This window comes from Acetobacter conturbans, from assembly GCF_011516755.1.
GTDB lineage: Bacteria > Pseudomonadota > Alphaproteobacteria > Acetobacterales > Acetobacteraceae > Acetobacter > Acetobacter conturbans.
On record NZ_WOSY01000012.1, the window covers coordinates 35,897 to 62,226 of the forward strand.

At 55.0% G+C, this 26,330-nt stretch carries 23 protein-coding genes; 13 read left to right on the forward strand and 10 right to left on the reverse strand.

Annotation, left to right across the window (positions count from 1 at the left end):
• From trbF to GOB81_RS12565, 4 genes are read left to right on the forward strand one after another with little or no spacing between them, the layout of a single operon-like run.
• Window positions 1-684: a conjugal transfer protein TrbF gene (gene trbF, locus GOB81_RS12550; protein WP_173570821.1), complete on the forward strand. Its 684-nt coding sequence runs from the start codon at window positions 1-3 to the stop codon at window positions 682-684.
• Window positions 681-1,679, forward strand: a complete 999-nt coding sequence (trbG, locus tag GOB81_RS12555) for a P-type conjugative transfer protein TrbG (RefSeq protein WP_173570776.1) — start codon at window positions 681-683, stop codon at window positions 1,677-1,679. The genes trbF and trbG overlap by 4 nt, the downstream gene beginning before the upstream one ends.
• Window positions 1,676-2,863, forward strand: a complete 1,188-nt coding sequence (locus GOB81_RS12560) for a TrbI/VirB10 family protein (protein ID WP_338421361.1) — start codon at window positions 1,676-1,678, stop codon at window positions 2,861-2,863. The genes trbG and GOB81_RS12560 overlap by 4 nt, the downstream gene beginning before the upstream one ends.
• Window positions 2,860-3,132, forward strand: coding sequence for a DUF2274 domain-containing protein (locus GOB81_RS12565; protein ID WP_173570777.1), 273 nt, complete (start codon window positions 2,860-2,862; stop codon window positions 3,130-3,132). The genes GOB81_RS12560 and GOB81_RS12565 overlap by 4 nt, the downstream gene beginning before the upstream one ends.
• Window positions 3,133-3,181: 49 nt before the next feature.
• Here GOB81_RS12565 and GOB81_RS12570 read toward each other — a convergent pair whose 3' ends face one another.
• The 3 genes from GOB81_RS12570 to GOB81_RS12580 all read right to left on the reverse strand — a co-directional run bounded on the left by GOB81_RS12570 (window position 3,182) and on the right by GOB81_RS12580 (window position 5,235).
• Entirely contained in the window at window positions 3,182-3,436 is a 255-nt protein-coding gene (locus GOB81_RS12570) for a type II toxin-antitoxin system ParD family antitoxin (protein WP_173570778.1), read from the reverse strand.
• Between the two features lie 72 nt (window positions 3,437-3,508).
• Complete coding sequence (locus GOB81_RS12575) at window positions 3,509-4,585, reverse strand: helix-turn-helix domain-containing protein (protein WP_198912113.1); 1,077 nt, start codon at window positions 4,583-4,585, stop codon at window positions 3,509-3,511.
• Window positions 4,585-5,235 carry a hypothetical protein gene (locus GOB81_RS12580; protein WP_173570779.1) on the reverse strand — a complete coding sequence of 217 codons (651 nt, stop codon included), beginning with the start codon at window positions 5,233-5,235 and terminating at the stop codon, window positions 4,585-4,587. Before GOB81_RS12580 ends, GOB81_RS12575 begins: the two co-directional genes overlap by 1 nt.
• Window positions 5,236-5,780: 545 nt before the next feature.
• Between GOB81_RS12580 and GOB81_RS12585 the strand changes: the two genes are divergently transcribed.
• Both GOB81_RS12585 and GOB81_RS12590 read left to right on the forward strand, forming a co-directional pair.
• A complete protein-coding gene (locus tag GOB81_RS12585) occupies window positions 5,781-6,347 on the forward strand; it encodes a hypothetical protein (protein WP_198912114.1) in 567 nt (188 codons plus the stop codon).
• Between the two features lie 164 nt (window positions 6,348-6,511).
• Window positions 6,512-7,165 carry a hypothetical protein gene (locus GOB81_RS12590; protein WP_173570780.1) on the forward strand — a complete coding sequence of 218 codons (654 nt, stop codon included), beginning with the start codon at window positions 6,512-6,514 and terminating at the stop codon, window positions 7,163-7,165.
• A gap of 132 nt (window positions 7,166-7,297) precedes the next feature.
• Here GOB81_RS12590 and GOB81_RS12595 read toward each other — a convergent pair whose 3' ends face one another.
• On the reverse strand, window positions 7,298-8,458 hold the full coding sequence (locus GOB81_RS12595) for a site-specific integrase (RefSeq protein WP_173570781.1): 1,161 nt from the start codon (window positions 8,456-8,458) through the stop codon (window positions 7,298-7,300).
• 450 nt (window positions 8,459-8,908) lie between these two features.
• On the opposite strand from GOB81_RS12595, the gene GOB81_RS12600 reads away from it, so the two are divergent.
• The 3 genes from GOB81_RS12600 to GOB81_RS12610 all read left to right on the forward strand — a co-directional run bounded on the left by GOB81_RS12600 (window position 8,909) and on the right by GOB81_RS12610 (window position 12,294).
• On the forward strand, window positions 8,909-9,124 hold the full coding sequence (locus tag GOB81_RS12600) for a hypothetical protein (protein WP_173570782.1): 216 nt from the start codon (window positions 8,909-8,911) through the stop codon (window positions 9,122-9,124).
• Window positions 9,125-9,256: 132 nt separating this feature from the next.
• Window positions 9,257-10,186 carry a HamA C-terminal domain-containing protein gene (locus GOB81_RS12605; RefSeq protein ID WP_173570783.1) on the forward strand — a complete coding sequence of 310 codons (930 nt, stop codon included), beginning with the start codon at window positions 9,257-9,259 and terminating at the stop codon, window positions 10,184-10,186.
• A complete protein-coding gene (locus GOB81_RS12610) occupies window positions 10,186-12,294 on the forward strand; it encodes a DEAD/DEAH box helicase (protein WP_194299907.1) in 2,109 nt (702 codons plus the stop codon). The genes GOB81_RS12605 and GOB81_RS12610 overlap by 1 nt, the downstream gene beginning before the upstream one ends.
• A 325-nt stretch (window positions 12,295-12,619) precedes the next feature.
• On the opposite strand, the gene GOB81_RS12615 is transcribed toward GOB81_RS12610, so the two are convergent.
• Entirely contained in the window at window positions 12,620-13,942 is a 1,323-nt protein-coding gene (locus GOB81_RS12615) for an HD domain-containing protein (RefSeq protein ID WP_198912115.1), read from the reverse strand.
• Between the two features lie 123 nt (window positions 13,943-14,065).
• On the reverse strand, window positions 14,066-15,616 hold the full coding sequence (locus GOB81_RS12620; RefSeq protein WP_242010251.1) for a B12-binding domain-containing radical SAM protein: 1,551 nt from the start codon (window positions 15,614-15,616) through the stop codon (window positions 14,066-14,068).
• Here GOB81_RS12620 and tmk point away from each other — a divergent pair.
• Window positions 15,545-16,156 carry a dTMP kinase gene (gene tmk, locus GOB81_RS12625; RefSeq protein WP_173570786.1) on the forward strand — a complete coding sequence of 204 codons (612 nt, stop codon included), beginning with the start codon at window positions 15,545-15,547 and terminating at the stop codon, window positions 16,154-16,156. The two genes, GOB81_RS12620 and tmk, sit on opposite strands and share 72 nt — an antisense overlap.
• A gap of 69 nt (window positions 16,157-16,225) precedes the next feature.
• On the forward strand, window positions 16,226-18,964 hold the full coding sequence (locus GOB81_RS12630; protein WP_173570787.1) for a tetratricopeptide repeat protein: 2,739 nt from the start codon (window positions 16,226-16,228) through the stop codon (window positions 18,962-18,964).
• 335 nt (window positions 18,965-19,299) lie between these two features.
• On the opposite strand, the gene GOB81_RS12635 is transcribed toward GOB81_RS12630, so the two are convergent.
• Window positions 19,300-20,898 carry a 3'-5' exonuclease gene (locus tag GOB81_RS12635; RefSeq protein WP_173570788.1) on the reverse strand — a complete coding sequence of 533 codons (1,599 nt, stop codon included), beginning with the start codon at window positions 20,896-20,898 and terminating at the stop codon, window positions 19,300-19,302.
• Window positions 20,899-21,533: 635 nt separating this feature from the next.
• Window positions 21,534-22,715: a Fic family protein gene (locus tag GOB81_RS12640; RefSeq protein ID WP_173570789.1), complete on the reverse strand. Its 1,182-nt coding sequence runs from the start codon at window positions 22,713-22,715 to the stop codon at window positions 21,534-21,536.
• 450 nt (window positions 22,716-23,165) lie between these two features.
• Between GOB81_RS12640 and GOB81_RS12645 the strand changes: the two genes are divergently transcribed.
• Complete coding sequence (locus GOB81_RS12645; protein WP_242010253.1) at window positions 23,166-23,786, forward strand: hypothetical protein; 621 nt, start codon at window positions 23,166-23,168, stop codon at window positions 23,784-23,786.
• A gap of 355 nt (window positions 23,787-24,141) precedes the next feature.
• Window positions 24,142-24,696, forward strand: a complete 555-nt coding sequence (locus GOB81_RS12650; protein WP_173570790.1) for a GNAT family N-acetyltransferase — start codon at window positions 24,142-24,144, stop codon at window positions 24,694-24,696.
• A 22-nt stretch (window positions 24,697-24,718) separates the two neighbouring features.
• Here the strand turns inward: GOB81_RS12650 and GOB81_RS12655 are convergent, their stop codons facing one another.
• Window positions 24,719-25,339: a trypsin-like peptidase domain-containing protein gene (locus tag GOB81_RS12655; RefSeq protein ID WP_173570791.1), complete on the reverse strand. Its 621-nt coding sequence runs from the start codon at window positions 25,337-25,339 to the stop codon at window positions 24,719-24,721.
• A gap of 1 nt (window position 25,340) precedes the next feature.
• Window positions 25,341-26,261 carry a hypothetical protein gene (locus tag GOB81_RS12660; protein WP_338421362.1) on the reverse strand — a complete coding sequence of 307 codons (921 nt, stop codon included), beginning with the start codon at window positions 26,259-26,261 and terminating at the stop codon, window positions 25,341-25,343.
• Window positions 26,262-26,330 lie beyond the last annotated feature (69 nt).

Consider the following 26,330-nt stretch of genomic DNA (forward strand, 5'->3'; position numbering starts at 1 on the left):
ATGTTCCGTCGCTCCACGGTGCGCTACGGCACGACGCCGGCGCCGGTCACCCCCTATCAGAAAGCGGCCCAGCTCTGGGACGAGCGGATCGGGTCCGCCCGTGTGCAGGCCCGCAACTGGCGGTTCATGGCGTTTGGTTCGCTGGTCCTCTCCGCCGGTCTGGGGATCGGGCTGATCTGGCAGTCCGCGCGCGGCACGATTGTTCCCTGGGTGGTGCAGGTCGATCATCTGGGCGAGGCGCAGGTCGTGGCCCCCGCGACCGCAGGATACCGCCCCGCCGATCCGCAGATTGCCTGGTATCTGGCCCAATTCGTGCAGGACGTCCGGTCCCTGTCCTCTGATGCCGTGGTGGTCCGGCAGGACTGGCTGCGCGCCTATGATTTCACCACCACATCCGGCGCGCAGGCGCTCAACGATTATGCCCGCCTGAACGATCCGTTCTCGCGCATCGGGCACGAGCAGGTGGAGGTCGATGTCTCCTCGGTGATCCGGGCGTCGACCGCCAGCTTCCGGGTGGCGTGGACCGAGCGCCATTACCGCGACGGCGCCTTTGCAGGCACGGAGCGCTGGACCGCCATCGTCCCGGTCGTGCTGCGCACGCCCCGCGATGCCGATCATCTGCGGAAAAATCCGCTCGGCATTTACGTCTCAGCCATCAACTGGTCGAAGGAGCTTGGACAATGAGGCGTGCCCTTCTCTGCTCTATACCGCTACTGACCGTTCTCTCTGGCTGCACATCGCGTTATCATCCGCCGGCCATCCGCTATGATGATGCCGCTCAGGCAACCCGGCTGCCTGATCCGCCGAAACCGGTGCAGGTGGTCGAAGTCCCGAAACCGCTTCCCTTGCCGGGGCAGCTCAAACCGTTGCCATCGCGGCGTTCATACCATGCGGCGCCAGATGCAACTGACCCGACGGTTCGCGTCACGCAGGCCAATCTCGCCGCACGTATCCAGCCGACCCGCGCGGGGTTCATCAACGCCGTGCAGGTTTATCCCTACAGTCCGGGCGCGCTCTATCAGGTCTACACCTCGCCTGGCGAGATCACCGACATCATGCTCCAGCAGGGCGAGAAGCTGGTCGGCACCGGTCCCGTTGCCGCCGGTGATACCGTGCGCTGGATTGTCGGCGATACCGAAAGTGGGGCAGGGGCCACAAAGCGCATCCATATCCTGGTCAAGCCGACCCGCCCGGATCTGACCACCAATCTGATCGTCAACACCGACCGCCGGACCTATCTGGCGGAGCTGCGTTCCACGCCTGCCACCTATATGGCGTCCGTGTCGTGGGAGTATCCCGAGGACGACCTGATTGCCCTGCACCGGCAGGACAGCGACGCCGATGACGCCATGCCCGTCGATGTCGGGTTGAAGCTGAACGCCCTGAATTTCCGCTATGCCGTGCAGCCGGTGAAAGGCGGGACACCGCCCTGGATGCCGCTGCGGGCGTTCGATGACGGGCACAAGGTCTACATCGCCTTTCCGTCCGGCATCGGGCAGGGGGAACTGCCGCCCCTGTTCGTGCTGGGGCCGGACGGTGGCCCGGAACTGGTCAATTACCGGGTCCGGCAGAACTGGATGATCGTCGACCGGCTGTTTGCCGCCGCCGAGTTGCGGCTGGGGGACAAGAACTCCGAGCAGCGCGTGCGGATTGTGCGCACAGACGGGCGGCGGTCGTGACAGCGGCCGAACAGGGAACTGGAGGCGAGGGCGCCGCAGTAGCATCGGCGCCGTCTGTCTCGCCAGCCGATCTGCGTCTGCGCGCAGCGCCGCCGCGCGTGATGCGTCTGTCCCGTCCTGTCATCTGGGGACTGGGTGGAGCCGCCATGCTGGGGGTCGGTATTGCGCTGGGGTACGCCTTGCAAAACTCCTCACGACAGACCCAGCCGAACGCATCACAGGACACGGATGTCCGTCCTTCGGCTGATGGTCTTGACGGTTTGCCCAGGGATTACACAGGTGTGCCGAAACTCGGACCGGCCCTGCCGGGTGATCTCGGGCCATCCATCCTGAAAGCGCAGCGGGAAGGGAAGGCGGGACCGGTTTCCGGTATGGGCGATCACCGGGCCGAGCAGGAAGTCGAAGCAGCCATTTCCAGCAAGCTGTTTGTTCAGGTGCGGGAAGGGGAACGTCAGGGCGGTCCGGCGACGGCACCGGCAGCGGGCGTGAATCCGTCAGAATCGCATAGCACGACGAATGATCCACAGGCGACGAACCGGGCCTTTCTGGCAGGAGAGCCGGATCGCGTGACAGTCAGCCCAGATCGTCTGGCGCTTCCGGTTTCTCCGTACGTGATCCAGGCTGGCACGGTCATTGCTGGTGCCCTGAACACGAAAATCAGTTCCGATCTGCCCGGCCAGCTCATCGGGCATGTGACCCAGAACGTCTACGATAGCCCAACGGGGCGCTATCTCCTGATCCCGCAGGGCAGCACACTGTTTGGAAGTTACAACAGCAGCGTTTCGTTCGGACAGGAGCGCACCCAGATCATCTGGACACGTCTGATCCGGTCGGGCGGTGACAGCGTTGTTCTTGGCCGCCTGCCGGGAGCAGATGCGATCGGTCAGACCGGTCTGCAGGATCAGGTCGATCATCATTGGGGTCAGCTGTTCAGGGCGGCACTGGTGACCACGCTGCTCAGTGTTGGTTCCGAGGCAGGGACTTCGTGGGGTGAGAATAACCTGTTTCAGGCCGTCCGCAGTGGAGCGTCCAATGGGTTCAGTATGGTCGGTAACCGGCTGATCGACCGAAGCCTGAACGTGCAGCCAACGCTCACCGACCGGCCGGGATTGCCTTTCACGGTTGTCGTCAGCCGGGACATGGTCCTCAGCCCCGTATTATCGAAGGGAACAGATAGCCCATGACGAAACTGCGCATTGCCGCCATTCCTGACAGCCGCCCGGTCAAGCTTACGGTCGAGTTTCCGGCCGAAATATACCGGGATCTGACGCTGTATGCCGAACTCCTGTCTTCCGAGGCGGTCAACAGTCGGGAAGGGGCGTCCGACCCGGCTCGCCTCGTGCCGCTCATGGTGGGACGGTTCATGGAGACGGACCGGGCGTTCCAGAAGCAGCGTCGTGTCCGGTTGCTGCTTTCTGTGCAGAAGACCCGAAACGCGGGCAGCAGTCAGTGAGCCAAATATGGCCTGTCGCAGATGTCCTCGTCGGCGAATTATGATTGTCCTAAATGTTGGTCGCCGTCGTTCCTGCCGCAGCACGGGCCTCATCAAGGGTTTGCTCCATATCCCGCGTACTGACACCACTGCAGAGCCCGGCTGTAATATGGGCCTGAATCTGTTTATGCATGGCTTGCTCATCCTGATCCCGTTGGATCAGGTCGCGAATATACTCACTCGTATTGCTATAGCGTCCCGTCCGAACCTGTTCTTCCACCCATTCCTTCATGGGATCGGGCAGGGAAATGGTGATCATCGCCATGTTTAAGATCCCCCTGACTTCCGTCAGCTAAAAGCGGAGACAAATCTCGCGCCTTGCTCCGACGTTATCTGTTCAAACAAGGGAAAGCTTTACATTAGAATTTTTGCTGGGAGGGTGATCTGAAGAAGCAGTTAGACCGAAGAGCAGATTTTCAAGCTCTCCGTGCGGTATGTTCAGCTCTTTCGCAATATCTGCACGTGTAAGCTTTTGTCCCCAAAGATCTTCAAGGACCATTTTCCAGAGCGTTGATGTCTCACGAGCCATGCTATCCGGCTCACTATTTTTGAAAGCTGATCGGAGTTGGATGTTGAACGTTCTGTATTGCCAGTCAGTGATTAGACCGATTTTGTGAAGTCGGTAGGTGAGTGCTGCTGCGGATACGCCCCAACGTTTCTTGCCGTGAAGGATTTGCTTAAGCGAGTGCGCGCGCGGCATTTCCGAGATTACGTCGGCGAGTGGCATAAGGAACGAACTGGCGAATGCATTTGCCTCAGCTTCAGCCTGAAGTCCCTGATTTGATCCACCATGTTTGTGCAGTACTAAGTGACCAAGCTCGTGGGCAGCATCAAAGCGACTGCGTTCCGTTGTCTTAAAGGTATTAAGGAATATAAATGGCTCGTCGTTCCTCCAGCATGAAAACGCATCAACATTTTTCGTGTTTTCTGCAAGCGAGAATACACGAATACCTTTCGATTCAAGGAGTTTGATCAGATTCGATATTGGCTTTTCACCAAGACTCCAAGTTTGACGCAAAGCGCGTGCAGCGGTTGCCGGATCACGTTCGGGACTGGCATCAACAAAATTTGCCTTGGGTAGGGTGTACTTTGAATGCAGCCAGTCGGATACCAGATAAGCGATGCCGCCCGCAGCGATAGCCGCATTGCGTTCCCTCTGAGTGACTGACGAGAGGCTTCGGAAACTGACCGCCTCGGCAGGAAGTGTGTCGAAGTCATTTCCGTAGAAAAATTCAGGAGGATACTCTAAAGCGTCCGCAATGCGGCGGATCGTTGTTTCCTGAGGTAATTGCTTACCCGTTTTGATCTGTGACAGGCTGACTACCGTCACGTCTGCGAGTTCAGCGAGCGCGCGCGCAGTAAACCGCCGCCGGTCCATTGCCAGTTCCAAGCGAGCAGGATTGAATTGCATCATTACTTTCGTGCGATCGAGAAATCGTAGACGTCTTCATCTTCGGGCAGGATAGCTCCTGGGTTACGCGTCTTCCAGTCGCCACTTTTAACGATGAAGATACGCTCAAGAAATCCTTTGAAATTTCTTTCTTCGATTGCCGCCGGAAGAGACAGTTCCGCTCGAACATCATCTTCATCGTCATCACGGACCGATACGCAGAGGAACCACATGCTGGAATTGAGAGCGGTGATTTTTTCGGGGGCTACCTCAGGCAGATCTTCCTCCTGAAAAAGAATGCCCTGACTTCTCTCGATTGCTGACTTGGCCGCTGGGCCTTTTCCATTAATCGCTTTAGGACCACGAATACCTACGCACGCTTGGTCGACCGTCTGGTAGACAATACGTATGCCAGATTCTGCGTGAAGCACAGATTCAACGCCGCCTTTTCTGTCAATAGTCCACCCTTTTGGCAGGAAGAGAAAGCGCAGATGGCGAACACCAGCAAGATATGCTTGGGTTCCTGCGGCTGTGCGTGCGTCAACAGAGACAACGTCGTTCCATGCGGCAACCACGGCCTCGATAACAGGAATTATCTCTTCAGCAGTGATACCGAACCTGGAAAGACGGTCAACGATCTCGTTTGGCTCACGGTAAATGCGGGTGGCATGCATGAATGGCCTCTTTAATTTTTCTCATCTCTTTTGTGCCCGATAAAATTAAAGTCCGCAAGAGGTGATGGTCGATGAGTTTTCTGGCTGAGTAGCAACGCATATCCCGCATAAATTATGCGGGCAGGTGGCATACGCTTGAGCTGTGAGCTGATTAGCAAGCCTATCATCGTGTTCATTTCAGATATCGGAGGTGATATTTTTTGATCTGGATGCTTCTTAGTGACCCCTTTTTAAACCCAGGAGAACCGGGAGCACAGTGGAGCACCGTAGCACAGGAACACATGAGCACGCGCGACCCATGATAGTACGTTGCTTTTGAAAGGTATTTACTAATTTTATGCGTGATATAACGCATTTCATCGAATTGAAATTCGATATTTAACTCATTTAACGTAACTGTATGCGGCATTCATCTGCTTCAGTAATGCCATCTAGCGAGCTCAATCTATCATTGTGGCGACCCAATTTATGGAGGAATGTTCGCTCAACGCAAAGGCTGGACGGAACTGACGATGGCAAATGGTAGGCAAGCAACGGCGAAGCGAATGAAGATGGCCGAACGGGCGCGGCAGCAGATGGCGTTGCATTTCCCTGGGGTGCCGGACGTATTCCTGTGGCATCGGAAAACGAATGATGGTTTTACCACCGTTCCTCGGACTTTACCGATTGTCATGCAGGCGATCGACGTCCAGTCCAAAGGAAGTCCTGCCGGGCACACGTTGTTCTGTCTTTGGGCTAGGTCTCCTGATACTCCCTTTGTAACTGTTGAGAATCCTGCGACGTTCGCGGCGGAGGCTGGTTTCCAAGGAGAACGAGCGGTTGATACGTGGCGTAGACGCATGAAGCGATTGCGGGAATTATGGATGATACAATCCAAGCCTGGGCCATCAGGTGAATTCCACTATGTGCTGTTGCCTAACCCTAATACATCTGTTGAGTGGATGCGTAATCAGGGGTTGGTACAAGACGGCCTTTACGCGCGATTTATCGATCGCCTGATGGAAGTGGGAGGATTTGGTGAAATCGAAGCGTGTCGGGATTATTGGGCTGCAGAGTTGGCGGCCCAGGCGATCGAAACGCCGCCAGCCTCGACGGTGAGTGATGCTGCGTGATAAAACGAGAAAAGCCCGCCAGAAGCGAGCTTTTCCCTTGATATCGTACGACGATGAGGGTGGTGTTACCCCGCGACCTCACGCGCCTTTGGGCTCTAAGTACGCCCATTCCAACGCGCAAGTCAACGACAAAAGCAGGCCTGCATCGGGCGAGGACGACTGAATTGCCATTCACACATGCTCAGATTCATAGCCTCCCCAGGGTTTTGTCGGCTCCTCGATTTGCGACCTACCTGGCGGAGAAAGACGGTGACAAGGAGGCTGCGCTGGAATTGTACCTCTGGAATTTGAAGCTTTCTGCCGCCTTCTTTGTCCCGCTTCAAATATGTGAAGTGAGCATTCGCAATTCAGTCGTTTCAGCCATTGAATTGACCTATGGGGCTAACTGGCCGTGGGAAAAAGGTTTCGAAATCAGTCTGCGCAACCCTCCTCACGGATATAGTCCGAGACGAAATCTTATAGAGCTTCGTAAGCTGCCAACTTCGGGAAAGATTGTCGCGGAATTGAAGTTTGTGTTTTGGGAGAAGGTAATGACTCGCGGTCATGACGGCGCCATATGGAACGCTCACTTCCGATCCGCTTTCCCGCACGCTGATCCCCGGAAGACCATTCAGGAACTCCGGGCGGAGTGCCATGATAGTCTTTTTAAAATCCGTGATCTTCGCAATCGTATTGCGCATCATGAGCCAATTTTCAGGCGATCTATTCAACAGGAATATGACCGCATCCATAAACTTGTCGCATGGGTGGACGTCACGGCGGCTACATGGCTCGACACAGTGCAGAGCGTACTATCCTTGAATGCGCAACGACCATAAAACTTGAATATGGAATGTTGCAGAACATAAAAAAAGAAAACTATTTAAAGGTGCATGTAGTTTTCCTGTCTTGTGAATTGTCATGATTTAACGGCGCGCATGAAGTCATCGAGGTATGGGGTTCTGGGAAGTTTATGCCTTGGCCTGTGCAAGAAGCGCGGACGATATCCTCTCCGATACCTTATCTGTCGAAAGTTTGACGTTTTCTCGTTTCAAATGTGCGTAGCGGGCTGTTGTCTTGATGTCGCTATGCCCGAGCATGCGACCGATCATCGTGAGATCCGCGCCCATCTCCAATGCGTCTGAAGCGAACGAGTGGCGTAGATCGTGGATGCGAACGCTACCCAGTCCGGCGGTCTTGCGAATACGTCGCCACGGCCTCTGCAAATCGGTCAGATAGCTGCCTTGCTTGTACCCTGTAATGACATATGGGTTGTCGTCGAGGCGAGGTATCGATTTCAGAATTTCTACGGCCGCATGACCTATCTGGACGATTTTGGCGCCCGTCTTGCTGTCCGGGAGACGTAGCTCGGCCTGGTCGAGAAAAACATGCGCCCACTGCAATGTCTGGATTTCACGCAGGCGGCAGCCGGTCAGAGTGAGAAGCCGGATGGCAAAGGCCGCTTCGGGCATATCCGTTGCGTTATCGAGGCTGTTCCCGAGACGGGCATATTCCTCTCCGGTCAGAAATCTTTCACGTTTTTCCTCCTTATAGCGCCGCACGCCACGGCATGGATTGATGCCGTCCTGGCGGATGCCCCATAGGTCGGCGAGACTAAACATTTTTGACAGGACGCCGAGGGTACGATTGGCCTGATAAGGTATATTGCGGAAGTCTCCGTGGAATTCCGCAATATCGGCGCGCGAGATGTCTGCCATACGCCAGGCCCCGAATTTGGGGACGATGAACAGTTCCACTGATCGCCTGTATTCAGCCTGTGTCGTGGGTTTCAGGTGGACACAGACATATTCGTCCAGAAAGCGCATGGCGAAGTCTTTGGCGGTTATCGCCTTGCGTTCGTCTGCGCGTTTATCGGCGGGATTTTCTCCGCTATGGACCCGTGCGAGAACCTTGATCGCTTCTTCGCGGGCGAGATCGGCTGTCCAGGGACTCCCATGCTGGCCGATCGTGTATCGTCGCATCCGACCGCCGGAACGGTAGTGGATGACGTAGACCTTGCGTCCCGAGGGCCAGACACGAACGGCAAACGCCGGGATGTTGTCGTCCCACAGGAAATAGTCTTTCGCCGCAGGCGCTGCGGCAGACACGGTTTTCTTGCCGATTTTGGCCATTCTTGCCTCCGCTGCAGGAAACACATAGGAAACAGATGAGTGGGTATCCGGGCGTAACCGGGACAAGAACTGCGTAGCGTGTAGAGAAAATTCCTCAAGTAAAATCAGTGGGTTTGCGTGGTCAGGCGTCGTTTTGTCGGCCGGGGCGTGGTGGTGCGTAGGCTAATAAATCTTTCTCATAACCTGAAGGTCATAGGTTCAAATCCTATCCCCGCAACCAGAAACACATCTAAAACCCCGCTAAGTCACTGACTTGGCGGGTTTTTTTTGCAGCCCACACCACACGCCTATCAAATTCCCCATCATTTCAAGCGTTTAACGTCGGTAGGTTCAAATCGGGGTCCATGACACCCGCAGCCAACTGCTTCGTACGCAGGCGTAAATGGGCGAGTTCCGGCGTACCGGGGCGGAGGAGAAAAGGGTAGGGGCGCAGGCTGAGGGCACCGGGATATGCGGCTCGCTACCGCGTTCGTCGACCAACCACGCCAGCTTCGGCGCATCGCCGTAGGCGGTGTCGGCGGCCAGATTTTAAGCGGGGCCTCACCAACGTCGGTAGTCTTGACCTATGCCGTGTTCCGTTTTTGTTCTTTTTTGACGCATACCCTCGACCACTCGGGCGACATTCGTGACAAGAACTATCCTGATCGCTGTACCCAGCAAGCTTGACACTCGGTTCTTTTCTTGGGAATCCAAAAGAGGGCAGTGGGAAGAAGGCATTTTTTTCATGCAGAGAGCGGGCGAGTTTTTGGGATTACGATCCATAGCCTGCTTTCAGTCTTGGCAAAGGCGGCATGCCGCATGATCAATATTGCCTTCGAGACGCTTATCGATGAGTCACTATCGAAGATCACGAATGTCACCCAGTTGAAGATTCTGCTAAACAAGCGCGTCCTGAGCTTGGTGAACGACTTCGAGGATGGAAAATGGCTCAGCAGCCGATTTCAAAGTTATCTTTGGGACAACATCGCTCAAACTGCTCTCTCTGAGAGGGAGCGATTGGCACTGGCTGATCAGAGCCATTCGGGCTTGGTGGCAGCAGCCCGAAATCTTAGGCTTACTGACAAGGATGGGGTCGGCCAGGGGAGTGAAATCGCTGAGGTTTTTCTCTATGGAATCATGAAAAATCATTACAAAGCGCTGCCGGTCGTACCCAAGATATTCTACAAACAGAATGTACAGGACAATGCCAAGGGTGCCGATAGCGTCCATATCGTGGTCAGCGAAGATGGCCAGGACTTCACTCTGTGGTTCGGCGAAGCGAAATTTTATAATTCCATTGCTGATGCACGCTTGGACGCGGTGGTAAATTCAGTTTACGCAAGCCTAAACACAGGCAAGTTAAAAAAAGAAAACGCCATCATCACCAATGTGTCCGATCTTGACCAACTGATTTTGGCTGAGGCGCTGCGGACAAAAATCAAGGCGGCACTAAGCAGCCAGGTGTCGATCGATCATCTAAAACCGAAGATCCACGTTCCGATCCTCATTATTCATCAATGTGCCGAGACGGCGAAATGTGGTGAACTTTCCGAGGCGTATCGGAAGGCGATCTGCGCTTATCACAAAGAGAGAGCTGAGGCCTACTTCTCGAAGCAGATATCCGAGTCTTCCAAGGTCCATAAATATGGCGACATTCAATTCCATCTGATTCTTTTCCCGGTTCCAGATAAGAAGGCAATTGTCGACACCTTCTTGGGAGCAGTCTCTTTCTACAAGGGGGCGGCGTGATGGAGCTGTTTGCGGCATGCTCCCAGGTCAATGACCTCATCGAAGGCGGTAATGACCTAGCCGCGCGCAATATGCTGATAAAGCTGTTAGGCGATCTAGATCGTAGCAAAACGCCATATCCTCAGGTCTTGAATCAACTGGTTCGATCTGCGGGGCTCTTCCCGTATCTGCAGCTTGAGAATGCGTCATGGGATCAGAAATTCGTACATGAGGCGTTCGCTGTGGATGTCGGCAACCGAACCGCGACATTGCATCGTGAGCAGTCCACGGTTTTGTCGAAGCTTCTCGGCGGCAAAAGTGTTGCTGTGAGTGCACCAACGAGTTTCGGAAAGAGCTTCATAATAGACGCATTTATCGCGGCCAAGCGACCAGACACGGTAGTGATCATTGTCCCCACGATTGCGTTGATGGATGAAACTCGCCGTCGCGTGTACAAAAAATTCTCGCGCGATTATGGCATTATCACTGCCCCTGACGTTCCTCTCGAAGCACGGAATATTCTGATCTTCCCGCAGGAGCGAGCATTCGGCTACATCAATAAACTCAAAAAAATCGATCTTTTGGTCATTGATGAGTTCTACAAGGCAAGTATCGTCCACGACAAGGAGCGGGCTCCGTCACTCATCAAGGCTATTGTCCAGTTATCTCGCCGGGCTGAACAGCGCTATTATCTGGCCCCGAACATCAAAAAGCTGGCAGATAACGTCTTCACACGCGACATGGAGTTTCTGGAACTTCTCGATTTTAACACCGTATTCCTTGAGAAACATGAGGTTTACAAAGAAATCGGGGCCGATGCGCAAAAGAAATCCGAGGCACTTCTGTCAATTATATCGCCGCGAAATGAGAAGTCTCTCGTCTATGCCGGAACATACGCAGAGATCAAGAGGATTGCCGATCTCGTTGTGGACCGAATGAGCAAAGTCGACCGAGTTCATACGAACCATTTTGCTCGGTGGCTTCGTGAGAATTATCAAGAGAGCTGGGTATTGGCCGACCTCGTGGAGCGCGGCGTCGGCATGCACAATGGACGGATGCATAGGTGTCTCAGCCAGCTTCAAGTCGTGCTTTTCGAGCATGAGAAAGGCTTCGACAGCATCGTTTCAACATCTTCGATCATTGAGGGCGTGAACACATCTGCGCAAAACGTCGTAATATGGAAGAGTAAACTCGGGCGGAATAACCTGACAGATTTCACATACAAGAACATAATTGGCCGAGGTGGCCGCATGTTCAAGCATTTTGTAGGCCATATCTACCTTTTGGACTCACCACCAAAGGATGAAGATACGCAGCTTAAGATCGAGTTTCCTGACACGGTCCTCGGTGGTCTAGACGAAACCCAAGACCGCGAAAGTTTGAATGAGCGCCAGATCGAAAAGATTATCGAGTATAAGCTTCAGATGTCCGATATTGTTGGAGTTGAAAACTTCGCGCGGATCAAGAGAGATAACCTACTGCAAGATAGCGACGCAGATTTCTTGCTGCAGATCGCCGGCGATATGAAAAATAATCCCGAAGATTGGAAGGGGTTCGGCTATCTAAACTCGAGCAATCCTTCTGACTGGGATCGGATGCTCTACAAAGTAATTGCTCTTAAGCCTTCTGGATGGGATGCCCCTTTCAAGCGGGTGGTAGCGGTGGTTAAGGCCCTAGCGTCGAACTGGACAACCGATATACCGACGATGTTACGGCAACTCTCTGGCTCTGGAATTGATATCGAAGGCTTTTTCCAGTTGGAGAGGACGATCACGTTCAAGCTCTCGGCTCTTCTGAGCGACATCAATGAGCTTCATAAAATGATCGTCAACTCATCTGTCGATATCGGCGGCTTCATTGGCAAGGTTAGTCACGCATTTTTGCCACCAGCAGTACACAATCTGGAAGAATATGGCCTTCCGCGGATGATCTCACGTAAGCTGCACATGGCACATTTTATAGACTTTTCACATGCGGATCTCGACCTCAAGAGCGCGTTGAACCTTTTTCGCCGCAACGGGCTCGAAGTAGCTCTCAGGGTCGAAACTTTGACGGCGTTTGACCGCTACATCCTTCGGTTTTTCTTCAACGGTATCACACCGGACGATGTCGCTTCGATATCGGAATGATGACTCTTGCACGCGGGCCGAGGATAACCATTTAGATGACGGGAGTGGCGATCGTCGAGACGGAGCCGACCCACTCGAAATCGCCGCCAACGCAACGCCCCTTACACTCGATTAGATATGGCAGGGGATCCTAGCCCAGTCGATAAACGTCTTCAATGCGCTGTCGCGGTCCTCGCAGCCCAGCGCTTCCGACCGTCCAAATCCTATGGGCTAGCTCGAGCAAGTTTAGGCCCACCATCAACCTGCTGACGGTCATGCTGTAAGTGAACTCGGCGTGGCGTTTGGGGTGTGAGACCGAGCGGTGTTCCGCCCAGTCTCCAGTGGATCAGCCGTGGACACCATTCTTCAACTGTTCGTCCAGCTTGACCTTCACTCTGTCACGAATTGCCGACTCCAGCCGGGTGCCAAGCCCATCCTTGGCATCGTCATAGAAGATGCGATGGATGCTGAAGCGTGCTGCGCTGGCGACGATCGGCGAGATCGAGGCGATATCCATTATCTTGCCTCCGACCTCGACGTTGATTTGCTGAGGATGACCGCCTTCGGTGGTGCTCGGCTTGTAAAGATGTCGGGGATACGTGTCGTAGTAGCAAGCCTCCGCCCAAATATCCTTTTTCTCCCGCAGATCGTTTACGACCTGCACGCAAACCTCGTTGAGTATTTCCATCCGTCGTCCAGCGTTGAGCTCCTTTATCACCGTATTGTCGGCAGCGACCTCCTCTGTAAGCTTCCAGACGTCGTGCATTGGATAGAAATTTCGGGAAGCGATACGATTGGCAACCGTCTTAATATTGGGGTCGTTGGCTTCCTGGAAGAGATGTAGAGTTCCCCAGAATAAGCTGTCGTCCAACAAAAGCGCGTTTTCAAGATTGTCCGGGTTTTGAAAGAAGCGAACCAGAGCATGGTTATGCGTCAGACCGGCCCGCTGTTCGTCTCCGGCGGCGATGTGTTCAAAGACCCGGCTCATCAACAGCGAAAACATGTATTCGACGCCCCGGGTCCGCTTATGCAGATAGAGGGTCGGATACAACTGAAACAGCGTGACGGTGAACTGTTCGAGCGAGATGTAGGCCTTGCTATTCACGTAAAGGAAGCGGCCGTTAGGGCCGTCCCCGACTTGGAAATTCCGCATGAGCCAGTCGAGGTCGATGCTGACCGAGGAGACGCCGGAGAAGTAAGGGTCACGCTTCGCGTAATCCAGTCGATCCGCATCGAGCTGGCCCGACACCAGTGATGTGTATATGCACTGCTTGTCATTCTTAGCGATCATGTTCGCCACCATCTCGGGGAAATCCGCACCGCCCATGTTCTCGAGCATGCGACCAATAGATGTATTCTTGATGATCCGGGGGCTGATCTTCTCGTGGTTCACCGCAGCCGTGAGCGGGCTGTCCTCCGGCTCACCATTGCGCGTTACGTATAGTTTTATTGCGTTTTCGAACGCATGGCTGAACATTCCGTGGCCGATGTCGTGCAGAAGAGCCGCAGCTAGACATGCGTGGCCTTTTTCCGACCATTCGCCATTTCTGACTTCAGGCTCGACGACCGATAGTAAGCGCTTGGCTACCGCATAAACACCTAATGAATGACCAAATCGGGAATGGGTGGCGGACGGGAATACATAGTCAGCGAAACCTAGCTGCTTCACGCGGCGTAGCCGCTGAAAATAAGGATCCGACAGCACGGCCTTGAGCTGAAGTTAGGCCTCTCCTTCGAACTCGATCGAACCGTGGATCGGATCTTTGATCATCTTGATAGTCATTGGTTATCCTTAGTCTTGAAATGCGGTATCGAATTTGTTGGAAGGCATGACCTCGGGTGTCGACGTGTCTCTGACGGAAAAAGGCAGCAAGGACGGATCGGAAGCCGACACGTCGCGGTCAAAATCCTCACGATCGTAATCGCGCGGGTAATAAGAGAAGCTCTTCAGCGCGAAATATGCATCTTGGTCCATGAAATGGCGGGTAAGGGCAAGGCTTGCCGCCTCCGCTTCTTCCGCGGGGAAGTCCGGGCTCAGATGCATAGCGGTGATGCCAGACGTGGCCGCAGCACGTTTATCGATTGGCCGGGCGCCGAGCCTGCACCACTCTTGGATTAAAACGTCGGCCGTCTTGGGCGGCCCGTAAGCGAGCACTGGGCCGACTGAAACCCCTGCGATCGCATCGCGGCGGCCTTCGAGCCAAGCGGTCGTCTCTTCGAGGGTTTCGCGGGTTTCACCGGCATAGAGTAGAACGTTGACCTTGGCTTTCACGCCGTTATCGCGGCAAGCAGTCAAGAGATCGGAAGCGGCGGAGAGGTAGCGGCTGGGATTGCAAGCCTTCTTCATCGCCAGGATTTGGCGCGGAGAGGCGGTCTCTAGCCCGAGGTCGATGACCCGCAGCCCCGCTCGAGCGAGGTGCTTAAGGGTTTGGGGAGTCATTACGTCGACCCGAGTTTCGGTGCGCCATGAGATATCAAGGCCGCGGCGGTGCATCTCATCTGCGAAACCTGCCGCCCAACGGGCATTCGGCAGGAACATTGAGGACTGCAGGTAAGGGCGGATTTCCTCGCCTTCATATTGCTCGCGAACAAGAGCCATCGATGTTGCCAACGCAGCGCCCTCGCCGAGTTTTTCCACCTGGATGTCACGCTCTTCGCAGAACACGCAGCCCATGCCGCAGCCGCGCGACGCCTCAATGCTTGGCTGATACTTACGAAAGCCGTCCACTAGGCGATGGTTGAGCGTGAAACCCGGCGTCGGTTCCGCGATGCGAGAGAGCACAGGGCGTTCCGTCAGAAGCTGCTCGATGACGCTTTCGCTGAGGCCAGGAGCAACTGCGTCGGCTTCCGGCAACAGACCACGAAACCAATTCGGGTCTGGGCCGACAACCCAACGGCCTCCGACTACGATCCGGCAGTAAGGGTCAAAAGCTTTGGCGAGTTTGCAAAACGTCTGGGCCCAAGGCAGGGCGTAAAAGCTAGGAATCGAAACCATCAGCGGGTAGATCGACGGAAATCGACCGGACTCCTGCAACTGTCGGAATACGTCCTCGGGAGAACGATGCTCCCCGTGGAGCAGAGAGACATCATGGCCCGCTAGCTCGAGTTTGGTAGCCAAAGACAGCGCGCCATAATTCAGGTACAACTGCCGCCGAGCCAATGCATGGTCCCGCTTTTTGGGCGAGAGCATGCCAGCGGATATGAACGCAACCGTGCTGGAGCGCTTCATGGTATTCATAGCCTTACATTCATAGAACAGGGAAGTGCGTACGTGCCGTTTGTCAGTATTGAGGGGATCGATGGTAGCGGAAAGACCGAGCAGGTCCGATTGTTGGTCGAACATCTTAGGGCCACCGGCCGAACAGTGCTACAGACAAAGGAACCGGATGGCGGGCAGCTGGGCGCGGAGATCAGAGTGATCCTGACGCGTGGACAACGTTGTCTTTCGCCGACGGAGCAGCTCTTGCTGGTAAGCGCGGCTAGGTTCGATCATGTACGTAGTGTGATTCGGCCAGCCCTCCTTGCCGGGCATTGGGTGGTATCCGATCGCTTTATCGATTCGACTTACGCGTTTCAGGTCGCGGTGTCAGATATCGATATCGAGGAGATGTTCCGATCCGTTCGTGACATCGTGGTTGGAGCGACCATGCCAGACATCACGATTGTTCTGGACCTGCCTGTCGATGTCGCTCAAACTCGACTGAGTTGCAGAAACGACGCCGCGCTTGATCCGGCGGAGGCGGATAGGGACTTCTTCGCTATCCGGAATGGGCTTCTCGCTGCAGCCCGCTTGGATACGGAACGCTGTCGAATCGTCGACGGGAACCGGCCGGTGGCGCGCGTCGCTCACGACATCTGGCAGTTGATTGAACCATTGCTATGATAGTCGGTGCAGCTGTAGAATTCAGGTCAGCTTGAATTTGCGACATCCCTTAATGCCGGAGCCTTCATCGTGAACCCGCAGACCCGCAGTCTGCTTATCCAGCGCGTGATTGATTCACTAGCGGTTTTGGGGCCGGGCTCGATATTTGAGCGCTTTGCCGTTGTCCTCGTGGAGCAACTGCTCGACGTCACGCTCATACAGCGGGGATCGTCGGTTGGTGGCAGCCCTGTTGGTGGTGCATTGGACGCCACGACCGAGGACGGCACCGTCGTCGTCGAGGCTTCGATCCAGAAGGGTTATTTGTCCGGGGCGATGAGCAAGCCGTGGGGAGACCTCAATCACGCCCTTGAGTTGGCGCCGTGCGCAGAAGATATCTACCTCCTGAGTTCCCAACGCGCGGAAACGGGCGCGATCGAGCGGATGGTGAACGAGGCGCTCCAGCATGTGCGTATGGGCGAACGTCGCCTCCACGTGATGGACAGCCGGTCCATCGCCGAAACCATTATCGATACATTGATGTTGCGGGACGACACGATCGACGCGCTGGCTCAACATCTTTTCGTTTTGGATGAGATTCGCGACGATCATCCCGCATCACTGCGAGCACCCCCTCTTAACGCGCTGTATGTCGCGAATGAGAACGTCGACATGGAATTGGACCGGCGTTTGGCCACTGACGTATGTGTCGAGATATGCGGTATCGGTGGCATAGGAAAGTCGCAAGCTGCTGCCGCGTGCCTCAAGCGGCACGAGAATCAGTTCGAATATCGCTTTTGGGTGAGTGGCCGCGATATTGACGGGATCGAGCAGCTTTCCTCGGTTCCAGTTCGACGCGGCGGTGCAGAACGTAACGTCAGCGCGCTCCTGCGTAAGAATAAGACCTTCCTTGTACTCGACGACGCTAGGGGAACTCTCGCTGTCGACCAACTTGCCACATTGTGCGGGCCGGACTCTCGTATTCTGATCACTAGGCAAACTGCCTCTCCCGGAGCCTTTCCAATGCCGACGATGGAGGAACGAAAGGCACGGGAGTTGTTGGGTAAGGACGTCCTCACCCAGCCAACAGATAGAGCGTTTCGAAAAATATGGCGCACGATTGGCGGGCATCCGCTCAGTCTTGTGATGCTGAACATGGCTGCCCGTGAGAATGAGCCTTGGGACGAACTGGCTGGGGACTGCGCTAACGTGGCAAAGCTGTCGGATGGCGAGGTTCGGCTTGCCGATCGTATCCTGGGTCGTCTGCGATCTGTTTTGATGGAAGAGCTTTGCCTTTTCCTATGGGCAGGTCAAAGCCACTGCGATCGTGCCTTCTTCAAGTATGTCGTCGGTACATTGCGCCTCAAGGCATTCGAGCGCCATGGACTCATGGCACCGGAAAGTTTTTCATCGATCCGAATACACGACATCGTCTTCGCCGCGCTGCAATCGCAGAACTGGCTTACGGTTGAAAAGTCTCGGGAAATCGATCGGCGTCTCGAGAACTTTATTCTACGACACATTCGCGACGACGGGCACGGCTTGCAAATGATTGCCTCCCAGCTTCGCAGGAAAATAGCCAAGAATGTCGAGAGAGGGGATCGCCGTCCTGCTTTCTTGTACGCATTGGCCATGATTTGGGTAGGCAGTGCGGCTCAGATCGACATGCTTCCCGATCCTGTGGATGAAGCAAAGCGCCTCGGTTCCCTGAGCGCTCTAGATCACGAGGTCGAAATTCTGGTCGTGCTGGAGACGATCGAGGCAAAAAATCGCTATCTAAGACAGAGATTTGGTTCACGTTCGGCGAAGGAATGGGCGTCGAACATTCTTCCCGCCTACGATCATCTCGCAGGAATGTCCGATCTCAGTCCGCGCCAGCGCGCCGAGATCAAGCATCATCTCGCGAAGACACTTCGTTTTGTCGGACGTAGTGACAAGGCCAAGCAGCTATTTGAGGAAATTGTCGCCGAATACCCCTTGAATGACGCCAAATTGCAACTCATCCGGTCGCTAGGCCGCACAGCCTTAGATCACGACAAAGCACGTGCATATGCGATGGATATAATTGCAGCGAAACAGGGTGACGGGGGCGTCTCATCCTCATTACTTATGGCGTTGGGTGACACCCTGAACGGCGCGAGGCAGACTTGGGCGGGCGACCTTATCGATAAGCATGAGGAATTGTTCTTGTCAGAAGCGTTATATGCCGCCTCGGTCGGCGTGCCCCAAGGCTACCATTCGGTCGCGAGCTTCGTACGCGCGTTGGTCTGGCACGCGCCCGAGCGAGTTGGGACCGTCCTGAAACGTTTGCCTGACCCGACACCTCTGATGCTTGATGACGATCAAAGTCGCGGCAGCTATGCGGAGATCATGTTCCATGCGGCGAGTGTTGAACAAGAGCAGAGCCGTCTCGCAAGTGCGCTCGAAGCCTATGAAGCCTTGAAGGCACCGGACAGCTACCAACGGCGTAAATGGGGGGAAACGCTCTTCAAGCTCGGTCGCTATATCGAGGCAGAAACCGTACTCGAAAAAATTAATGACGAAAGCGGATATATCTGGCTCACGCACAATCTGTCGCAGGTGAAACTTGCACTAGGCAAGCTAGAGCCGGCACTTGACCTCATTAAACAGTCTGTTGCGGGGGCAGTGGGCGCGAACCTCAAGTATCGCAGCAGCTTCTTGCTACAGAGCGCAAGGGTAAAGATTGCACTCAACGGTGATCCGGCGACTGATATTGCCGAAGGGTGCAGCTATACTAAAAATCCGAAGCTTCTCGAGCAGTTTGGGCTGCTTTTGACAGAACTGGGCAATGTTGACGGGAGAAGTGGTTAGTGGTGTCTGGAATGGCCACAGGTGGGGTGGCGTTTGGTCTCCCACCGTCAGCTTGCCACACGTCGTTGGAATGAAAAAGACTACTGGGGCGTGCTGCTCCGGTAGCCGATCATTCGCAACGTCAATATGCTATATATAAAAGATAAAGCTATAGATTGAGTCATCAGTCGGAGACACATCACTCCTATCGGGCATCAAAGTAAGTTTTAGTGGCGTGCCGTCATGTTCTGGTTTTGTATTCTGAGCCTAGCCAGACGAACCACATTCAGAGCATTTTATGCCATCTAAGGTCTCATTTTAGCTCGACATCGATTTGTCACGACAGATGATCCTTCCTAAGAAAGACGTCTCTTCAGAACGACGCGGTACCGATAGGGCTCAATCTCCTCTATAACTACGATGTCTCCGGCTTGTGCACTTTCCTGCTCGAAGAATTTACGAATCCACCCCCTTTTGCGAAAAAACCGCTTGGTGCCGTCAAGGTCGGTTGTGACTACCGCATCATCTCCCCAGTCGACGGCAATCTCACGCAAGGCAGCAGAGGCACGGTTTGATCCACCAATCACGTCGGCGGGGAATTTGTCGAAGAAGCTATTCAGGTAGATGTGGTTATTGTCGATATTACCCTGAGTGAGTTCGGTCGTGCCGATGTGGTGAGAAAGGTGCTTGTGCGGGGCGGGAGTTTGAGACGTCTGGGCGATCACCGTCCTGAGCACCTTAGTTCCCAAGTTCCCGCGGTCCTCTCTCAGGTCTAAATCTCCTGAATTAACGCTCTGTATCTGTTTTGCCTGCGTCGGCCGTTGCACAAAGGCAGGTCGAACTTCCTCGGCTCGCAAGACCACCTCTGCTGCTGCGCGAGCATCCTCACCTGCATGATGATGCTCGAACACGAGGCCGAGATGCTGCTTGAGGCTTGCCAAGCCATGACCGTCATTGCCCTTCAGTTCCGGCCAAGCAGCGCGGGCGACGTGAACGCTGTCACGCCAGTTCCACTCGGGAACAGGCTGTCCGCATTTCCCACAGGCGGCCGCAATCGCACTGCGATCAAAACTTGAGTGCTGATAGACAGTCGCACCTTTCAGCGCATCCCTCAGGACAGGCAGCACGTCAGAAAAAGTTGGAGCGCCTCGCACCATGCGCGCACTGATCCCGTGCAGATAGGTGAACACCCACCGGTCCACTTTCGGATCGACATAGGTAGCCCAAATTTCGATAGAATTATCGGGACGCACGCAAGCAATGCCGATTTGGCAGATGCTGCCGCGATCGTGGGTCGCAGTCTCGACGTCCAGCGCAAAGAAGCGGAATGGTCCTCTCGGAAACGGTGTGACATGGATCTGTCCGGCAGTCGCTGTCGTCAAGATAGGGGCTGCCACACGATCGGTCACCGTTGCAAGAAAACGCTCGCGCTGTCGTTCGATGGCATCACGCTCACGTGTCCCCCACCGAAGGCGGGACAGCGTAGCTTCCACCAAGTGAACCGGCTCATCGTAAGGCAGCATTCCACGCCGGTTCCAAGAAATAGCATGACTAGGTGCCAAAGAAAGCACCTCAGCCTCCAGCGCGGCGATGTCCAGCGTGTCGGGCAACTGCAGCCATACTGCGCGGCAATGATCGACGATAAATTCGTTGCGCAGCGTCTTGGCAATATCGCCATCGGTCTTTGTGATCGGATTCTTGCGATCGCGCCACATCCGGCCGGTGTTGTACATCTGCGAGAAGTAGTGGCTCATCCCTTCGGAACCGGTGCGATGGCGCCGGTGGATCCGCTCATAGAGGGTCTGATCAGTCGAACTTGTCGATCCAATATAACGAAGATCGCCATGGTGATCGACGAGGCCGTATAGGCCACGCGAATCACGTGGGGCCTGAAAGGTTGAGCACGGTGTCGTTTCAAGAAGATAAGAGAGCAGTTCCTCGGCAGTGAAACGCATCAACAATCCCTCATCACATTGACGCTAACTGGCAGCGGTCGATGCGTTTCCAATCGTACCTCAAGACGATTCTCCAAATCCCCGCATTGTTCGGGCGGCGCCAGCATTGAGTAACCACTCTATGCAATGCAGAGAGAGCTTTGTCGAAAGAGGAATGCGCAACATCTTTGTCCGATCATAAACTGTTTACCGTGTGCAAAATCCGGATGAAAGAAAATTACATCTGCGGCAACGAGCACAATACTACATCATTCGAGAATTCGGGGTGGGCATCCCCGGTGTCGCTTCGTCGGGTTCCGTGATCGAATCTCTTGGATCCGTGGAGCCAAGGATGGCGACCGGCCGTCCTTACGCCTTCCATCATTATTATAGTCTCGATTCAACCATTTCGCGACGAATTACGTCGGATACGCAGCCCAAATCCGTGCCAAACAAGAGTTTTTCGCCTGCTCGGTGTGCCAATAGTTCTGGTGAACGTGTGGTTTGCGAGACTTTTATCCCGTTTCAGACAGTCCGCTCTCCCTCCGTAGCTGTCTTTAAACGGCACAATGTTACGTGGCGCTGGCATTTCGGCGCATAGCCTGAGGGGGGTTGGTCAAACGCTCGGAGAAAGGGTCCGCACAGGATTCCTTTCATCACACGGTAGGGGGGAGCGGGTCGGTGCCTTCGCTCAGGATGGCGAGATACCCCCGATAACTGAACACACGGCCCCGTTTGCGGCCAGTGACTTCTTCGACGATACCAAACCGTTCCAGATCAGCGAGCGCCGCATTGACCGTGGGCGCCGACAGGCCCGTCTGGTGAACGAGCTGGTTGGCCGTTAGATACGGGTTCTGCTGAAACAGATCATGGATGCGCAGCGCCGAGCCGGTCCGGTCGCTCTCCACCGTGATGCGCTCGCGGTCTTGCTTGAACAGTTCGACGATCCGGGTGGCCGCATCGAACGCCTGATTGGCGGTGTCCGCGACACCCGTCAGGAAGAAGTCGAGCCAGGCTTCCCACGCGCCATGTTCGCGCACTTCCTGAAGTAGACGATAATAGTCGGCGCGATGAGTTTTGAGATAGAGGCTCAGATAAAGCAGCGGCGTGCGCAGCACGCCGTTGACGCAAAGATACAGCGTGACCAGCAGGCGGCCGATCCTGCCGTTGCCATCGAGGAACGGGTGGATGGTCTCGAACTGAACATGCAGCAGACCGGCCTTGATGAGTGCGGGCAGACGCGAGCCGTCCTCATGCATGAAACGCTCCAGCGCATCAAGGCAGGCATTCATCTCGGTCGGTGGTGGTGGCACGAACAAGGCGTTGCCGGGACGTGTGCCGCCGATCCAGTTTTGAGTGCGCCGGAATTCGCCGGGATTTTTCGTGCCGCCGCGCCCGCTTTGGAGCAATCGCGCGTGCATCTCACGGATCAGGCGTAGGGACAGCGGCAGGTCCTCCAACCGCTTCAGTCCATACATCATGGCGTCGACGTAATTGGAGACTTCACGGATGTCGTCGATCGGCTGACCAGCCTGCGCCTCGGTTTCGAAGCGGAGCAGGTCCGTCAGGGTCGATTGCGTTCCCTCGATCTGGGACGAGAGGACAGCTTCCTTGCGCACATACATATAGAGGAACAGCTCCTGGCGCGGCAGCAGCATGGTGATGCCATCCAGACGCCCTAATGCGCGCTCCGCCAGACTCAGCCGTTCCAGTAGAGCCAGCACGTCGATCGATGGCTCAGGCGGTAAAGGGGGAGGGACGAAGGCACGCACCGTCTCGCCTGCAACCGGCGTTTCGACGACGCGGCCTAACCGAGGGTTGCGCGCGGGTTCGGACATGAGCCGACTATGGCGTCGTGCCGTTATTTAAGCAATAGCCATTTGGTTTAAATAGGAGGTGAGGCAAGGTAAGCGCTCTTAAATAAGGGCCGCTGTCACCATGGGCCCGCACACGCAGCGGGTTGCCTCAGTTATCGACCTGCCGATCGATGGGGCTTTCGGCTGTTCGAGTGATCGCTGGGAAAGCGGCCTGACAATTATTCTGGCCTATCGGGGATGGTCTTTTGAAGGGGTAATGGGGACACGCGAAAAAGCTTCCTCTTTCTCGGTCATTTAGCTATGCTGCCAGACGTTCAACGAACCCGCCGACAAGCAGCAGTTTTCTTTGGTTGCAGGTCCCCGCAACCACTTCCATCATAATTCACTCATCATCGACGTCTGATCGCCATGAAATACTGGCTTATCAGACACTTACATGCGTCTCGACCTTCGAAAGAGGGGCGGGCGATCATGCGTGTCTACGCCACGCCATGGCCAACAGGGCCGCCTCAACTGGTTTCTCCGATCCGTTCAGAACGAAACGTGGAAACCAATGAGAGACTATTCATCATGAGAGATGAGCAGGAAATGCGAGACGAAATCCGTACCCGGATGAAGAGCCGGATCCGGTTCAATGTCGCCACAGATAGGATCGAAGTGATTGTCGGGGAGCCGGATGAACTTCTCCGGTGGGAGCCGATTAATCGGCATACCATGCTCCAGCATCTTCCAGCGTTGGTGGTGGAGAGGATTTGGGACATGTTTGCCGATGCGGCAGGGTCGGGGTTCTATGCCGAAGACCGGCTGGCCGGGGTGAAGTTCCTCGGTTTACACCGGGTTGCAGAGCATCTTGAGAAGGAGGAAGGCATCCTCATCAAAGAAACTCCGATGCCCTCGTCCTCAACGCTGGCACCGATGGTTGTAAGTCTCGATACCTATCTCGCAGGACGGGGGCGGACAACAATCGCCGAAGTCTTGAAGGCCTTACCGACTACATCGGAAAAAGATCTGCCTAACAGCCTTAAGGAGGCGGGATGGGAGCCACGGCGATCAGCAACAGAACGCTTCTGGGTAAAAGTTCAAAACAGATAATTTTTTGAAACGCCTCTCCTTCTCGTCAGAGAAGGAGAGGTAGTCCATGCCAGGCAGGCAGGTTACTTCCACCTGCGAAGCCGCCTGTCTGCGTGCCTTATGCTAAGCGGATCAGCTGCTTTCGCCTAGTACCGGACATTCAGGCGGTAAGGACAGTTTCCGGAAAGCCGACATTCGCTAATGCATCGTGAACCGACCGAGCTTGGGATTTTGTTGACCTTCCGCATCGGGTTGCGTCCGTCTCAAGGGCGCGGAGATACTGAGCCTTGCAATACAATAAGAAATTCTTCTTCGTGACAGAGTGATTGAAAACAATAATATAATTAGTGGAGTGGCGCGCCAATACTGGGACGCTATGCCAACAAAAGAATTGGAAATCGAAACAATGGCGAGGATGACGGATCCGACAAATGCACTTAGGCTGTTTCAGCATGCGTTCGAGTGCGGGCAGATTCCTGTCGAACCAGGGCGCATCGATCCTACCCTCATGTTCGCGTGCGACGAACCCAACGGCCGGGCACGTTTCAACTACATGCGCGTCGAGGGAAGGACGCTGAGCACATTGGTCATGTTCGCCCATAGCGACATGATCGAAGGTCACCCTTGCTTCAACGTCGGATACGCCGTGGCGGAGGCCTTTCAGGGAAAAGGTTTGGCGAAGTCGACCCAAGTGGCCGCTCTCAACGAGATGGCCAACGGTCTGACTGGCGCCCGCATCCCGATGATCCATGTCGAGGCTGTGATCGCCCCGGAAAATTTTGTCTCGCAGCGGGTAGCCACCGTGATTTTCGATAGCGCACCCGTGACGATCACAGACAGCGAGTCCGGCCTCCCGGCTTTGCATTACAGCCGCAGAATCGATCTTCCGATGCGCGCAGGCCCTGAGCGAGAACGGGCCACGCTCCGGTAGGCGCGGCACGCATGTTGGGCCATCACCGGAGGAGTTGTTCGCCAACCACGTCCAGAGAGATCACTAACGCGTTCGTCATAGCGGTGCTGTCGCCGACATCTCCATGCATAATACCGACCAGCCCTGATTCGCCGACTACTGGACCACCCGATAGACCCTCAGCGCCAAGCGTTGAGAGTCGGATGCTCAGGCCCTGGACCTTATCGACTTGATACTGAACAACAATCGGATCGAAAGTGTTGATACCGCTCCCCAACTTTTTTCCCAAGTCGGGGAATCCGCTGGCGGTGACGGTTTCTCCTACCTCTGTCGTTTTGATTGACCCAATCTCGAACATACCAAAACTCGTGAGACTCGTAATTTCGTGCGGCTTGAGCTTTATGGCTATGGCATCGACCAAGTTCCCCGTCGTTTCGTTGATCACAACGGAAAAGCGCCGTTGATCGTTTAAAAACAGCGGTATCACACTTGACGTCTGCACGATGCGCATCTCCGCGCCTGTGAATATGGTATCGATTAATGGCGTCTCTTTCAGCCCACTCAAGAGGTGGACGCATGTCACCAACCATACATCCTTTACATCAGTAAGCAGGAATCCTGTCCCAGCATTATTGCGGCAAAGGATTGGGATCGGCGAAGCCATCTTATCTGCTCAATCGCAACGATCGGAACCGCACGGAAAGCGCGCTCTGGAGATCGCTACGCCCTTCGGCGTTGTTCAAATATGATTGATAGCGATGGTGCTGTAGATCGAATGGGATGTCGGCGGCCGACTGTGTGATAGGTACGACGTGCTTCCCCAACGTATGAGCAATACCCGCTTCATAAAACACATTGGGGTTTTTGCCGGTGAAATCGCAAACGACGATATGCGCCTTGAAAATAAGGCTGAAAACGTCTTGGATCACCGCCGAATGCTGCCAAATATCTTTCGCGCGCAGCGTCCGAAAGCCCGCAGCCAAGGCCGCGTTCCGGATTGCGTCGAAGACGGCCTCGAACTGCGGTGCAAATGGGGTCATCACGGCGATGAGATCTGCCTCGACCCCGCCTTCGGGAGCCTCGAACACGCTAGGGGTGAAGATGATCGAGCGGCTACGACCCGCTGCGGTCGATATGCTTTCGCCATCCTCCCCGTAGATGCTGGCGATATAGTCTGCGATGACGCTGAGATTTGCTGTGTCGATTTCGACCAGTTTGAACATTACGGCATGGGCATTGCCTGGATAGTCCGGGTCGTTGAAGCTTAGGCTTCGCAGCAACCGCTCGTGACCAGTTATTATATTCATTTGGCCCGTGTGGGCGCCAAGTGTCTGCCAATCTCCAGCGTTGAAATTTGCGACTGCAGTCCGGCATAAGGCTATCAAGCGCTTTCTGTCGACGATGCTCAATTCGGTTTGAAACAATGCTCGGCCCCAGTTAAAATCATTAATCGGCGTCGAATTTAGCGTGGAAAGCGGTGAGCTTCCAGAGTTCCCTTGCTGAGTTAGAATGACCGGTTCAGTTATAAACGGCCATCTGTGGTCGAGCGCAGAATGTCGTGATTTGGTCGTGTAGCAGCCATTCACGTGAGTGCTGTGAATGGCTGCTTTCGGTCATCCCCTCCCGATAACAGACTATCCGCTTCCCCCCATAGC